Origin of the sequence: Achromobacter sp. ES-001, from assembly GCF_019448355.1 — a bacterium.
Classification (GTDB): Bacteria; Pseudomonadota; Gammaproteobacteria; order Burkholderiales; family Burkholderiaceae_B; genus Achromobacter; species Achromobacter spanius_B.
In genome coordinates this window covers 3,135,963-3,149,356 of the sequence record NZ_CP079940.1, presented here as the reverse complement: position 1 = coordinate 3,149,356, position 13,394 = coordinate 3,135,963, and the positions used below count along the sequence as shown (strand labels likewise).

13 protein-coding genes are annotated in these 13,394 nt (G+C 65.1%); 6 read left to right on the top strand and 7 right to left on the bottom strand.

All coding sequences use genetic code 11. The features are described 5' to 3' along the window. Positions 1-10 precede the first annotated feature (10 nt). Both KYT87_RS14270 and KYT87_RS14265 read left to right on the top strand, forming a co-directional pair. Positions 11-916: a cyclopropane-fatty-acyl-phospholipid synthase family protein gene (locus KYT87_RS14270; RefSeq protein ID WP_219992512.1), complete on the top strand. Its 906-nt coding sequence runs from the start codon at positions 11-13 to the stop codon at positions 914-916. 50 nt (positions 917-966) lie between these two features. Continuing rightward, complete coding sequence (locus KYT87_RS14265) at positions 967-1,431, top strand: Rrf2 family transcriptional regulator (protein ID WP_104145501.1); 465 nt, start codon at positions 967-969, stop codon at positions 1,429-1,431. A 3-nt stretch (positions 1,432-1,434) separates the two neighbouring features. Here the strand turns inward: KYT87_RS14265 and KYT87_RS14260 are convergent, their stop codons facing one another. From KYT87_RS14260 to ydiK, 5 genes are all read right to left on the bottom strand, one after another. Next, complete coding sequence (locus KYT87_RS14260) at positions 1,435-2,742, bottom strand: type II toxin-antitoxin system HipA family toxin (RefSeq protein WP_104145502.1); 1,308 nt, start codon at positions 2,740-2,742, stop codon at positions 1,435-1,437. Positions 2,743-2,754: 12 nt separating this feature from the next. Then, entirely contained in the window at positions 2,755-3,099 is a 345-nt protein-coding gene (locus KYT87_RS14255; RefSeq protein ID WP_046805671.1) for a helix-turn-helix transcriptional regulator, read from the bottom strand. Between the two features lie 136 nt (positions 3,100-3,235). Beyond that, positions 3,236-4,174, bottom strand: a complete 939-nt coding sequence (locus tag KYT87_RS14250) for an LD-carboxypeptidase (protein ID WP_120157482.1) — start codon at positions 4,172-4,174, stop codon at positions 3,236-3,238. Positions 4,175-4,478: 304 nt separating this feature from the next. After that, on the bottom strand, positions 4,479-5,204 hold the full coding sequence (locus tag KYT87_RS14245) for an RNA pseudouridine synthase (RefSeq protein WP_104145503.1): 726 nt from the start codon (positions 5,202-5,204) through the stop codon (positions 4,479-4,481). Between the two features lie 146 nt (positions 5,205-5,350). Next, the gene (gene ydiK / locus KYT87_RS14240) at positions 5,351-6,496 is read right to left on the bottom strand and encodes an AI-2E family transporter YdiK (protein ID WP_255594116.1); all 1,146 of its coding nucleotides are present in this window, start codon (positions 6,494-6,496) and stop codon (positions 5,351-5,353) included. 247 nt (positions 6,497-6,743) lie between these two features. On the opposite strand from ydiK, the gene KYT87_RS14235 reads away from it, so the two are divergent. Continuing rightward, entirely contained in the window at positions 6,744-6,941 is a 198-nt protein-coding gene (locus KYT87_RS14235) for a hypothetical protein (protein WP_219992510.1), read from the top strand. 56 nt (positions 6,942-6,997) lie between these two features. On the opposite strand, the gene KYT87_RS14230 is transcribed toward KYT87_RS14235, so the two are convergent. Next, positions 6,998-8,053 carry a DNA-binding protein gene (locus KYT87_RS14230; RefSeq protein ID WP_219992509.1) on the bottom strand — a complete coding sequence of 352 codons (1,056 nt, stop codon included), beginning with the start codon at positions 8,051-8,053 and terminating at the stop codon, positions 6,998-7,000. Between the two features lie 281 nt (positions 8,054-8,334). On the opposite strand from KYT87_RS14230, the gene KYT87_RS14225 reads away from it, so the two are divergent. From KYT87_RS14225 to KYT87_RS14215, 3 genes are all read left to right on the top strand, one after another. Continuing rightward, entirely contained in the window at positions 8,335-9,414 is a 1,080-nt protein-coding gene (locus KYT87_RS14225) for a site-specific integrase (RefSeq protein WP_046805666.1), read from the top strand. 124 nt (positions 9,415-9,538) lie between these two features. Beyond that, entirely contained in the window at positions 9,539-11,089 is a 1,551-nt protein-coding gene (locus tag KYT87_RS14220) for a sensor domain-containing diguanylate cyclase (protein ID WP_219992508.1), read from the top strand. 394 nt (positions 11,090-11,483) lie between these two features. After that, on the top strand, positions 11,484-12,515 hold the full coding sequence (locus KYT87_RS14215) for a porin (RefSeq protein WP_219992507.1): 1,032 nt from the start codon (positions 11,484-11,486) through the stop codon (positions 12,513-12,515). Positions 12,516-12,618: 103 nt separating this feature from the next. On the opposite strand, the gene KYT87_RS14210 is transcribed toward KYT87_RS14215, so the two are convergent. Then, positions 12,619-13,251, bottom strand: coding sequence for a fused MFS/spermidine synthase (locus KYT87_RS14210; protein WP_240434106.1), 633 nt, complete (start codon positions 13,249-13,251; stop codon positions 12,619-12,621). Positions 13,252-13,394: the final 143 nt, after the last annotated feature.

Below are 13,394 nucleotides of genomic sequence, written 5' to 3'. Positions count from 1 at the left end.
AGGAGCCATCATGCAAGCCTCACCCCGCCCAGCCGTTTCCGTTCGCCGCTCGCCCCCCGCCGATGCCCAGGCCCGGTCACGATTGCGCCTGATTGCCACCGCCACCGCCATGGCGCTATCCATTGCCTTCGCGGCGTCGGCACTGGCGCAGCCCGCTGCCAAGCCCGCAGGCCAGAACGCGCCGCAAGGCGCGTCCAAGGATGACTATGTGCCGGACGTGGGCCAGGACGGCAAGGACGTCATCTGGGTGCCCACGCCGCAGTCGCTGGTGGACAAGATGCTGGACATGGCCAAGGTGACGCCGCAGGACCGCTTGATGGATCTGGGTTCGGGCGATGGCCGCACCGTCATCACGGCCGCGCAGCGCGGGCTGACCGCGCAAGGTATTGAATACAACCCCGACCTGGTGGAACTGTCGCGCCGCAATGCGCAACGCGCCGGCGTGGCCGACCGGGCCACGTTTGTCGCGGCCGACCTGTTCCAGACGGACCTGTCCAAAGCCGATGTCATCACCATGTTCCTGCTGTCCACCATCAATGAAAAGCTGCGCCCGACGCTGTTGCAGCTAAAGCCGGGCACGCGGGTGGTGTCCAACACGTTCCGCATGGGCGACTGGGAGCCGGACGCGTCCGAGACGGTCACCAAAGAATGCTCGACCTACTGCACGGCGCTGCTGTGGATCGTGCCGGCCAAGGTGGAGGGTAAATGGGAGGTCGACGGGCAGACGCTGCGCCTGACCCAGCGCTACCAGATGCTGTCCGGTAAGCTGGGTTCAAACGACATTTCGGACGCGCGTATGGACGGCAACGCCATCTCGTTCACCGTCAACGGGGTGCGCTACAGCGGCCAGGTCAACGGCAAAACGATGAGCGGGACCGCTGACGGCAAGGGCGCATGGACGGCCAGGCGGGCATGATGGCAGCGCGGGTTTGACCCCGCGGCTTCTCATGCAATAGCATCCGTTGCATGAGAAGAGACAGCAAACTTTCCGGCGTGCTTCACGTCCTGCTTCATATGGCCGAGGCGCCCGGCCCGATGACGTCCGAAGACCTGGGCCGGGTGATGCAGACCAACCCGGTCGTCATCCGCCGCATCATGGCGGGGCTGCGCGACCAGCGGTTGGTCAGCTCTGAAAAAGGCCACGGCGGCGGCTGGACGCTGTCATGCGACTTCAACGCCGTGACCCTGCGTGACATCTATGAAGCGTTGGGCGCGCCGGAGATTTTCGCCATGGGCAACCGCAGCGAATCGCCGGGCTGCCTGGTGGAAGCCGCCGTGAACAAGGCACTGGACGGCGCATTTGAAGAAGCCGAAGCCTTGCTGATGGCGCGTTTTGGTGGCGTCACGCTGGCGGCGCTAAGCCGGGATTTTCACGAGGGCATGCTTAAGGATGGGCGGCAGGTGGATTGGCATGGGCCAACGGCGGGCTGACACTTACCGCCCGGCGCGCCACGCCGCCAAGGTGGATTCGACCAGCGCGATCTCCGTCGGCGCCATGCCGGCAGCCTCGTAATAGCGGTGGCGCTCGGCCACTACGCTGCGCACCGCGTCCACGATGGACTGCGCGGCGGCCTCGGACCGCAGGCCAAAGCGGCGGTACTGCGTCAGGCAGTTGTCAAAGGTGCTGTCGCGCCCGTGCTCGCCGATATGCAGGTAGTGGCGCGCCGAGCCTTCCTGCGTCACCACGTCAAAAAGCGGCGATAGCCGATAGGTGTGCGCGTTCTTGTCCTTCAGGAAACCCACGTTTTTCAAGTGGTCGTCGGTGTTGTGCACGGCCACGTTCAGCACCATGCGCGCGTATAGCTCTTTCAGGTCCTGCACGGGGTTGGACGAAATGCGGCGCGTCACGTCCGCCAGCCGCGCATAGGAATACGTTGCCCTGCCCTCCGGGCCATCGAGATCGCGTTTGCCGATGCGCACGGGCGGGCTGATCAACGATGCGCCGCTAAGAAAATGGCGGCGGGCCACGACCGGCGCGGCGCCTGGCGCCGGCGGCAGCAGCTCGCGGTCAAAGCGGTGCGTCAGCAGCACCGCGCCCAGATGCGTTTCGGTCAGCCGGATGTCCGGCACGGTCAGGCCGATGGCGCGAGCCATTTGAAGGTTGGCGAATTCGATACGCTGGCGGTCATAGGAATCGCCCCGGCGCGGAAACTTCGCGATCCACATTTCGCCGGCTTCGTCGCGCACGATGGTCTTGGGCCGGGCCCCGCCGATATCCCACGAACTGCCCAGGATGTCGCGGTACAGGCCCTTGGGCTTGACGCCCTGGTCGATGTCGGTCAGCAGGTCGGCCAGGGATTCCAATTGGCTGACTTCGGGCAAGCGGTAGGTTTTGCGCATGTTGGGCGTCAACAGGCGCGCGCTGAAGAACAACGCCCCCACCCCCATGCCCCGGCCGCGCAGCAGCACTTCGTCTTCCGTGACCCGGGCGCCGGCCTTGTCCACCCGCATGACATTGCGGCCCCAGGCGTCGGGGGCGGCGTCGAAAATGGCACCCAGCGTTTCATAGCGGCTTTCGGTGCGAAACGTGGTCTTGGCGTCGATCAGCGGCAGGTTCAAGGGGTCCAGCGCGAAGGCGCGGGGGTCGTTCACATACGACTGCACGTAGGTGAATTCGGCAAAGAAAAGCGATTCCGATGAGTCGTCCAGCGTCAGTACGCCGGCTAGCACCGCTTCGCCGCGTATGTCGACGTAGACGAAGAGCTCGCTTTCTACCGATTTGAGTTTGCGGGCGCGTGCCATCCCGGGTGCGTCCTAGAGCTTGGAGGGATCGGCGCGATGCGCGTGCAGCGCGCCGCCGCTGCCCCGGCTTGGCCGCCGCAGCGCGTCCAGGCGTTTGCCCACGCCATCCTGCTCGGGGTCGCCCAACGCGAATACCTGCTCGCTGTAGCCGTATTGCAGCAGCGCTTCAATGGCAAGGGCCAGCGACACGCCGCCATCGCCGCGTTCCAGCCGCGCGACGGTGGCGCGCGACACGCCAAGCCGATCGGCCAACGCGCTTTCGGATTCCGCTCGGCGCAGGCGGGCGGTTCGGATATTGGCGCCCAGGCGTGCCAGCGCCTCGGCGGCGTCAAAACTGGGGGCTAGCTTCTTTTTCATGACGCAATAATAGAACCGCGCGCGCGGAAATGCACGATTAATAACGCATTCAATCGGCGTTTATGAATCATTAATAGCGCAAAAAGTAGACTTCTGCGCTATTAACGATGCAATTCGTGAGGCCGAAACCCAGCCCTTACACCACCACCGCCTGGTCCAGCCGCAATGCCCCCCGCGCCGTGTCCAACGTCACCTGTGCACCTAGGGGAAGGGTCAGATTGGGGTCGCCATGGCCGCTGGGCCATGCGCCCAGGATTGGTATGTTGCGCGCCCGAAACTGCTCAAGGATCAGCGGGTACAGCAGGCCTTGCGCCTGATCGTCGTCCATGCGCACGCCTAGCCGCGTGAAATTGCCGACCAGCAAGCCCTTCACGCCATCAAACTTGCCCGCCGCCGCCAATTGCGCCAGCAGGCGGTCCACGCGCGGAATGGCTTCGTTGACGTCTTCGATGAACAGGATGGCGTCGCGCGTGTCGATGTCGTTGCGGGTGCCGGTAAGCGCGGCGATCAGCGCCAGGTTGCCGCCCACCAGCCTGCCGCTTGCCACGCCCGGCACCAGCTCGGTAGGCAGCGCGTCTTGCGGGGGCGCGATCCACGAGCCCGGCCCCATCTGCCCGCTGACCATCGCCCACAAATTGGATTCCGTGGGCTCGCGTTTGCCGGCCAAAAGGTCCTGCGCCAGCATCGGCCCGTGAAACGTCACAAAGCCAGCATGGCGCTGGATGGCCAGGTGCAGCGCGGTGATGTCGCTATAGCCGATGAAGGGCTTGGCGTGTCGACGCAGCAGCCCGTAATCCAGATGATTCAGCAGGCGCCAGGAGCCAAAGCCGCCTTGCAGGCACCAAACGGCGCCCACGCCGGGGTCGGCAAAGGCCGCGTGCAGGTCGGCCAGGCGGTCGGCATCGCTGCCGGCCAGATATTCGTAAGGAGGGTCCAGGCGGGTGCGGCTGGCGGGCATGACCTGGGCGACAAAACCCCGGGCTTCCAGCCATTCGGCCGCATCGTCACTGGCATTGGTGGCGGCCGAGGCCGGCGCCACAATCGCCACCCGCGCGCCGGGCCGCAGCGCGGGCACCGGCGTCGCGCCCTTGCCATTCGGGGGCGGCGGCGGCGTGGGCCGTTGCAAGGCGGGGTTGGCCGACGTGTGGCGGCCGCTGGGCGCGCGGCCGGCGCAACCGGCCAGCGCCAACGCCGACAGGCACAGGGCCCCGCCCTGTTTCAAAAATCCGCGTCGTCCGGAATCGGCAGGGAACGGGGGCATGCCAGGCAGGGTCATGGTTGCGGTTCGCTTGTGCTGAGTGCTGGCAGTGGCTTGCTGTGCTTGCTGTGCTTGCTGTGCTTTCAGTGCGTTCAGTGCGGTCAGTAGTGCTTGCTGCGGCTTAAAACCGCTCGTAGTCCAGCCGATAACGCCACTGGCCGGCCGCCATGCCCGCCAGCGGCAGCCGGCCGATGCGAATGCGGCGTAGCTGCTGCAACTGCAAGCCGGCGGTATCGCACACATATTCGATAAAGCCCAGCGGCGGCGTCTTCAGTGCAAAGCGCAGATGGGTTTCGTTCTGCCAGCTGACCTTCATGGGCGTGGCGGCGCGGCCTTCAAAAGCCATGCCGCGTTGCAGGCGGGCCAGGTCGCTGTCGCTGAGTTTGCCCGTGACTTGCGCCACGTATTCCTGCTCGACCAGCTTGCCCTCTTCCATCAGCTTGCGCGACACCGCGTATTCCTGCGTGTAGACGACCAGACCGCTGGCCGCGCGCTCCAGCGGCGTGACGAGCTTCAGGCCGTTGAACATGCGTTTCAGATAGCGCCGGCCCGAGCGGTCGCCGGGCATCAGGTTCTTGGGAATGATCAGGTCCAGCGCGGACCCGGGCTCGTTGTCGGCATAGGTGCCGGCCGGTTTGTGCACCAGCACCGTCACGGGCTTGATGTCTTCCAGCTTGGCGCCGGGCAACAGCGCAACGGTTTGGCCGGGGGCCACGCGCGCGCCGGGTTCTTCAACCGTCTTGCCGTCCACGGCCACCCATCCGCCTTCGATATACCGTTCGGCGTCGCCGCGCGAGCAAGACAGATCCGCGGCCAGTCGCTTGGCCAGGCGTACGCTTTCGGTCATTGTTGCGGCCCCCGGGCGGCGGGCGTGGCCGGGGTTTGAATAAGGTGAAAACTGCTTGTGTAGGACAAAAGCGGGTGCATCGTCATGGGGTATTGCGCGGGGCGTTGCAAAAAAGCGGGCTGAGCGCCCGCCGTGTCAGGCAGATGTTACGCCTTTTCGCTGGCCGACCCCGCACGAGCCAGCACGTCGCCGGGCGCAGCGGCAGCCGTCGTAGCGGGAATGTCGATGGGCGTGGCGGGCGGCGGGACTTCGTCGATCCAGGCATTGAGCAAGGTCGAGGTCACCGCCAGGATCACCGGACCGATGAACAGGCCGACGATGCCAAACGCGACCATGCCGCCCAGCACGCCCGACAAGATCAGCAGCAAAGACAGGTTCACGCCGCGCTTGATCAGTATGGGCCGCAGCAGGTTGTCCAACATGGCTACCAGCAGCGCCCAGATCAGCAGCAACGTGGCGGCCAGCTTCATGTCATTTTGGAACAGCCAGATCACCCCGCCCAACATGGGCAGGAACGGGCCCAGTTGCGCCAGGCACAGCATCACCATCAGCGCCGTCAGGATGCCGGCGGCCGGCACCCCGGCAATCCACAGCCCTACCCCGCCCAACACGGATTGCACCACGGCCGTCACCACGATACCCAGCGCCACGGCGCGCACGGCGGCGCCGGCCAGCCGGACCGCCGCAACGCCGCGTTCGCCCGCCAGGCGGTTCGAGAATCGCTTGACGAATTCGGCCGCCGCGTCGCCCTGGCTATAAAGAATGCCGGCGATGACGATGGTGACCAGCATGTGCATGACGAACACGCCGACGATGGCCGCATGGCTCAATAGCCAGCGCGCCGCCATGGTCAGATAGGGTTCCAGCCGCGCCAGCAGGCCGCCCGCGCCGGCATCGGACAAGGTCTGCCATTCCTGCGCCAGCTTGGGGCCGGCCACCGGCACACTGCTGATCCAGCTGGGCGGCGCCAGCAAGGTGTAGTCGGGCAGGCTCTTGACGGCCGCCATGATCGCGCCGCTATGCTCTGCCAGCGTCGCGATCGCCTGATACAGCGGCAGCACGATGACGAAAAGCAAAATCAGCAGCATGACGATTGTGGCCGCCCAGCGGCGCCCGCCGCAGCGCGCTTGCACCGCCCGCAGCACCGGCCACGTCGCCACCACGATGGTGGTCGCCCAGATCAGCCCCGGCAGGAACGGGCTAAGCACATAGAGGCTGCCGATCATCAGGGCGGAAAGAATGACAATCAGAAGCAGAATGCGGGCTAGATCAACCGTTGGACGTGGATTCACCCGATGCTCCCGGCAGGACGACTGAAGCGCCCCGCATGACGACGCATCGCTACGAATGGGCGGATGCCCGTGAGACATCGTGGATACGTCTATCGGAATTTATCCCAAATTCAGGTTGACTTACAGAGGCAATCGCACAGGTGGGAATGCAGCTTGCTAGGCAGCCGTTTGCCGCCGACGTTGGGTGGCGACGGCCCCGGATTGTCTGGCGGCCGCACCCGTGGCGGCATCTCTTTGGAGGTATGCCATGAGGCCCTTGACCCTTTTTGCCGTCATCCCCGCCGCGCTGCTGGCCGTGATGCTGACCGGCTGCACCGCGCCCAGTTCCTATAGTTCGACCCAGCAAGGCGCGCCGGCCATGCAGCGGGATCACGCCAACTACCATTCGGAGAACTTCGGCGAACCGGACAATACGCCGTTCCAGGGCACCTACCCCGGGCGGTAGTGGCGGGTAGCTGAAAGCGAGACGTCACGAGCGTCTTCGCAAGTCCGTCGCCAAGACTAGGCGGTCGGTCGCTTGAGCTGGGCGGCGTCGGCCATCAGATGGCGGGTCAGCTCGGCCAGTTGCTGGTCCTTTTGCTGCAATTGCGCGAGCAGCGTTCCCGCTTGCGCGTCGGACGCCGCCAAACGCGCCAAGAGCGCTTGCTCGTTGTGCCGGGCCGTTGCGAGCGCATCCTGGGCGGAGGTCAGCGCGCCCTGCAATGCGGCTTGGGCGGCCTCGCTGGCCGCCTGCGCGGTGGCGTACCGCGCCTGCCCAGCCATGGTTTCCGCCCGCGCGTCTTGCGCCGCCTTTTCGGCCATGCCTCTGGCCTCCTGCGCCTGACGCAATGCCGCCGTGTGTTGCTCGCCCTGTTTTTGCGCGGCCAACTGGGCCTCGTCCAGCCGCGATTGCAGCTTCTTTGCGGCGACGCGTTCGGCGTCCAATTCGTTCAGCCAGCGCTTTTCGTGCGCCGCATGGCGCGTTTGCAGCGCGTCCAACGCCTGCGCATGCACGCCTCGCATCTTTTCGGCTTCGGTCAGCAGCGTCTGCACCGCGCTTTGTGCGTCTTGCAACTGCCCGCGCGCCTGCTTCAATTGTTCGTCGCGCTGGCGCACCGCTCGTTCGGCGGCCTGTAGCCGCTCTTCGGTGGCCGCCAGCTGGGCCGTTGCCACCCGTAGCCCCTCTTCCAGGTCTTTTTCACGATTCGCCAATTGCGCATCGCGCTGCTGCAATTGTTCGGCTTGCTGGGCCAGCCGCTCCCCCTCGTCCGCCAGTTCCTGCCAGCGTTCGCGATACGCATCTGCCTGTTGCGCGCGGGCTTCGGCCAAAGCAGCTTCCCAGAAATGGGTGGCGGCTTGAGCAATGGGGTCGGGCACGGCGGGTGGCGCGGCAAACGCGCCAGGGTCCTTGATGCGGGCGCCCAAGGCGCGAAACCAGGTTTCCAGGTGCGGGCTGACGGTGTTGGGCGAACCACGGCCGATTTTCTGCCGTACGCGCTCGATGGTGGGGCGCGCCCCTTCCAACAGCAGCGCGTCCGCAGCGGTCCAGACGTCGTTTTGGGTGATTCCTGTGGCCATCGCCTTTTCCTTGTCATCGCCGCATTTCGCGCGGCGTCTCGGCTGAATTACTCACGATAATGGAACCTTATCGTGACCTATCCGGCCATACTGTTAGATATCATACATCATACATATGTATAAATACATATGACGGGGCGACAGGCTTCTGTGCAGGGAGCGGTGCAAAAAAGCCTCAAAAACCGCCTCTTCGCTCGCGCCAGGGGCCGCGCCGCGCCCGAAACCCGCCCGCTTCCGTATAGTGCTGAAGTCTTTCCCGTTTGCCGCCCCTGCCCGTTCCGATGTCGTTGAAATTGCTGGCTTCGTTGCCCTTGCTTGACCCGCACGCCCTGGATACCCAGGCGGACGCCGCCGTTCGCGGCCTGATGCGCGAAGGCAGTTCCGCCAACACGGCGGCCAGCTACCGCGCGGCGATCCGCTACTGGACCGCCTGGTTCGAACTGCGCTACGGCCAGCGCTTCGCCCTGCCCTTGCCCGAGGCGGCCGTCATTCAGTTTGTGGTGGACCATGCGCAGCGCGCGACGGATCAAGGCTTGAAATGGGAGCTGCCCTTGGCGTTGGACCAGGAACTGGTGCGCTTGAAAGCCAAAGGCCGACCAGGGCCGCCCAGCTTGAACACGCTGCTGCAACGCCTGTCGGTACTGTCAAAGGCGCACGAGCTGCACGGGTATCCCAACCCGTGCCGCGCGCCTTCCGTACGCGAATTGCTGGCCAAGACGCGTCGCGCCTATGCCCGCCGGGGCATGGCGCCCGCCAAGAAAGCCGCCCTGACGCGCGAACCCTTGCAAGCCATGTTGGCCACCTGTGATGCGTCGCTGCGGGGCATGCGCGACCGCGCCCTGTTGCTGTTCGCCTGGGCCAGCGGCGGCCGCCGCCGATCCGAGGTGGTGCGGGCCACCGTTGAGAACGTGGTGCGCACGGCGGACGGCTATCTATATAGCCTGACCCAATCCAAGACCAATCAGGCAGGCGCCCGCCGTGCGGACGACCAAAAGCCCATTACCGGGTCCGCCGCCAAGGCGCTGGACGCCTGGCTTGCCGCCAGCGGCATCCGCCAGGGCCCGATTTTCCGGCGGGTACGGCGCGGCGACGTCGTGGGCGAACCGCTGGCCGCCGCCGCCGTGCGCGACATCGTGCTGGAACGCTGCAAGCTGGCTGGCCTGGATGGCGAGTTTTCGGCGCATAGCCTGCGGTCTGGCTTTGTCACCGAAGCGGGCCGGCAGAACGTGCCGCTGGGCGACACCATGGCAATGACCGGCCATGCCAGCGTTGCCACGGTCATGGGCTACTTCCGGGCGGGCGCCGCGGCCCACTCGCCGGCCGCCCGCCTGTTGGACGAACCGGACGTCAACGCCCTATAGATGCCCGCCGCTTTTGCCGTAAACCTCGGGTTGCGCTACCAGCCACCCGCATCGCGCGTCACCGCCGCGCCGTCGTTGCCCTGTCGTCCTTGTCCTTCCCTGATTCCCGCCTAACCAAAACTCCATGCGAATCAATCTACGCGGGCTTGTGCTTGCGCTTACCGTCCTTAGCGCCATCGCGGCCACTGCCAATGCCCTGTACGCCAGCTACCTGGTGCAGCGCGACCAGCTCATCACGAACACGCTGGAGTCCAACCGGGTCTACGCGGCCAAGCTGGCCGAAAGCACCACGAATTTTCTGAAGTCGGCTCAACAGCAGCTGGCCTACAGCGCGCGGCACCTGGCAACGCAGGTTGACGCGCCCGATGTGCTGGCCGCCGAAGTCGCGCGCTTGCAGGAACAGGCCAACGACTTCAACTCGGTCGGCGTCATCAGCGCGGACGGCACCCTGCTGGCTACCACGCAGACGTTCCGGAACTTTCTGGGCACCCGGCTGGACAGCCCGGGGACTCGCGCCGCGCTGCGCGCACGACAGCCGCTGATCAGCAAGCCGTATGTGTCAGTCGCCGGCAACATGCTGGTCAACCTGTCGCACCCCATCTATTCCAATGACGGCAAATACCTGGGCTACATTGCGGGCACCATCTACCTGCGCAACGACAGCGCGCTGCAACAGCTGCTGGGCAAGCATCATTACCTGGATGGTTCATATCTGTTCGTGGTGGATAGCGACGGCCACCTGATCTATCACGTCGACTCGACCCGGGTCGGCGAAAACGTGATGCGCAATCCGGTCGTCGCGGCCGTCACCCAAGGCAAAGCGGGCTCGCAACGCGTCGTCAACACCAAGGGCGTGGACATGCTGGCGGGCTACGCGCCTGAACCGCTAAGCGGATGGGGCATCATCGCGCAACGCCCCGCCGAGGTGACGCTGGAGCCGATATACGAACTGATCTGGGCATTGATCGGCTACGCGGCGCCCCTGGCCGTGGCGTTCCTGCTGGCCATCTGGTGGTGTGCCCGGCTGATCTCCCTGCCCCTGTCGCAACTGGCCACCAATGTGGAACACCACGACGTGGCCATCGCCATGCAGCGCGTGCAGTCGGTCAGGGCCTGGTACTTCGAGGCGGAACGGCTCAAGCGCGCGGTGATGGCCAGCATTTCAAGCCTGCAGGACAAAATCGGCAAGCTGAACCAGGCCAATATGACCGACCCGCTGACCGCGCTACGCAACCGGCGCGGCATGCAGGAGGCGGTGGACCACCTGCAAACCGCCGGCACGCCCTTCACGGTGGTGGCGCTGGACATCGACCACTTCAAGCGCGTGAACGATACCTACGGCCACCCCAAGGGCGACGAGGTGATACGCGGCATGGCCGACCTGATGCGGCAATGTTCGCGTCCGTCAGATGTGCTTTGCCGCAGCGGCGGGGAAGAATTCTTGATGCTGCTGCCGAATGTGGGCGTGAAAGAAGCGGCCAACGTGGCCGAGCGCCTGCGCAAGCACACGGCCGGCCAGCCTGTGTCCGGCGTGGGCGGCGTTACCGTGTCGGCCGGCGTGGCGCAATGGCGCACCTCTGTCGGCGATGTCGCGCAGGTTTTCCAGGCGGCCGACGCCGCGCTGTATGCCGCCAAGGCGGAAGGACGGAACCGGGTGGTTGTGCACGGCGCGTAAGGCGCCGGGCTTACCCCGCCCCGCGGGGCCTCGCACCGGACCCGGGATGCGCAATGCATCCTGATTTGACGACCGTGTCTGCCACGGTCGTTGTTTTCTTGCGCTGATTTCGTCCTGCTTAAGGGCAAAGACGACATTCACGCTGCCCCCTGGCACTCATATTCGTAGTCGTCTTATTTGATTACGCGGCGACGCTCACCATAATGCGCCATGGTCATTGCGATGTTAATGACTAGCCGCTGACGGCGAACGCGTTCCGGGTTTTTCTGCGCTTGCCGTCGTGTTCACGCGGCGTTCTTTCCACGCGCTTTCCACGTCCTTAGCGACCCGCCTTTTGGCCGGCCGCCGGGGAGCCTTTTGTCCAACGCAACACAACATAAAACCAGGGGTACTCATGAAAGCAGCAAGCATGAAGCGCGGTGCGCTGGCCGTCGCATTGGCCGCCTTGACGGGCGGCATGGCCCACGCTTCCACCACCAGCGTCACGCTGTATGGCGTCATCGATCTGGGCCTGGCCTTCGAACGCCGGCATGACAACGCCGAAAGCGCGTCGCGCTCGCATGTGGGCATGCGCGACGGCACGCAATCCGGGTCACGCTGGGGCCTGCGCGGCGTCGAAGACCTGGGCAACGGCTACAGCGCCTTCTTCCGGCTTGAAAGCGGGTTTCACGCTTCGGACGGCACGCAGGCGCAAGGCCGGCTGTTCGGACGCTGGGCGTATCTGGGCCTGCGGGGTGATTTTGGGGAATTGCGCGCGGGCCGCCAGCAGGTCCTCAGCGACAGCTGGGGCGGCATCGCCTCGCCCTTCGGCACCTCGTGGGGCGGCGCGTCGGCATCCGTCACGTCGGGCTACAACGACGGCGACTTCGGCACCGGCGGTCGCGTCAATAACGCCTTTATCTATCGCACGCCCGTCTGGGCGGGATGGCAGGCAGGCGTGGGCTACAGCTTCGAGGCGCACGACAACGATCAATTTTCCACCACCAACCACGACCGCGTCTGGACCGCCGGCCTGCGTTATCGCGACGGGCCTTTGTCCACCGCGCTGACCTATGAGCATCTGAATCCGGACGCCAGCGTGCCGGGCAAGCTGACCTCGCGCAACGTACAGTTGGCCGCCGCGTATGACTTCGATTGGATGAAGTTGCATGCCGGCTACGGCAATCTGCGCAATCCGAACGTGGGGCCGTCGGCGGGCGTACGCCGCGTCAATACCTTCGTGGGCGGCGTCAGCGTTCCGGTCAGCGGCAGCAGCAAGGTGTTGGCTGCCTACCAGCGCGCCACCAGCTCGCACATCAAGGGCTGGGGCCTGGGCTACGAACATGATCTGTCCAAGCGCACGAACTTCTACGCGCTGCTGGACCGCGTGGACCGCAACCAGTCCCATACCCTGCAATCAGTGGTGGGCATCCGCCACCACTTCTAAGCGCTACCCTGCCCGGCAGCCTGCCGGGCTTGGCTAACAGCGCTGCCCCAGCCGCGAAAGTGGCTGGGGCAGCGAGCTTCAGCATGGCCGACAGGCGCGGGCGCTAGACCAGCATTGGCCAGTACGTGGGCGACAGGCATAGCCACATGTCGGCGCTCATGCCGTCGGGCTTGCGCTTGGGCAGGCCCGTGCGCCGTTTAAGGGTGTCGCCCCGGCACGCGAAGACGATGCTGTGCGCGCAAGACGTATCGCTGACTTCGATGACCGAGCCCAGGAACTGCTTCTTGATGCGACCCAGGTACGTGCTGAACTGAAAGTTCGAGGCATGGAAGTTGCACACCATCATGCCGTCGGGTGCTAGGGCGTTGAAGCAGGCTTCATAGAAGGCGTCGGTCGTCAGCTGCGTCGGCAGGCCATTGATGTCGTAGCCATCGACCAGCACCGCGTCGTACTCGTTTTGATATTGCCGAATCAATTCCGCACCGTCGCCTTGCAGCACCGCAAAGCGGTCGTCGTCGCGCGGCACATGGAAGGAATCGCGCAAGGCGATGACATGCGGGTTGATTTCGTAGACGTCGATGCGGGCGGACGGCAGATGCTGGTAGCAGAATTTGGCCAACGATCCGCCGCCCAGCCCCACCATTGCGATGCGACGAGGGTTCGGGTTGAACAGCAAGAACGCCATCATGATCCGGGTGTATTCCAGATTGAGCGCCGCCGGGTCTTTCGTCCACATGCGGCTTTGGATCTCAGAGTGCGAAAACATCAATGACCGTGACGTCGACGTGGCATACACGAAAGGTCGGACTTGATGATTGCTCGAAGTGTTTTCAGGCATTCCAGGCTCACTGGCAAAGAGGTGATGCTGCGTGCGACGCT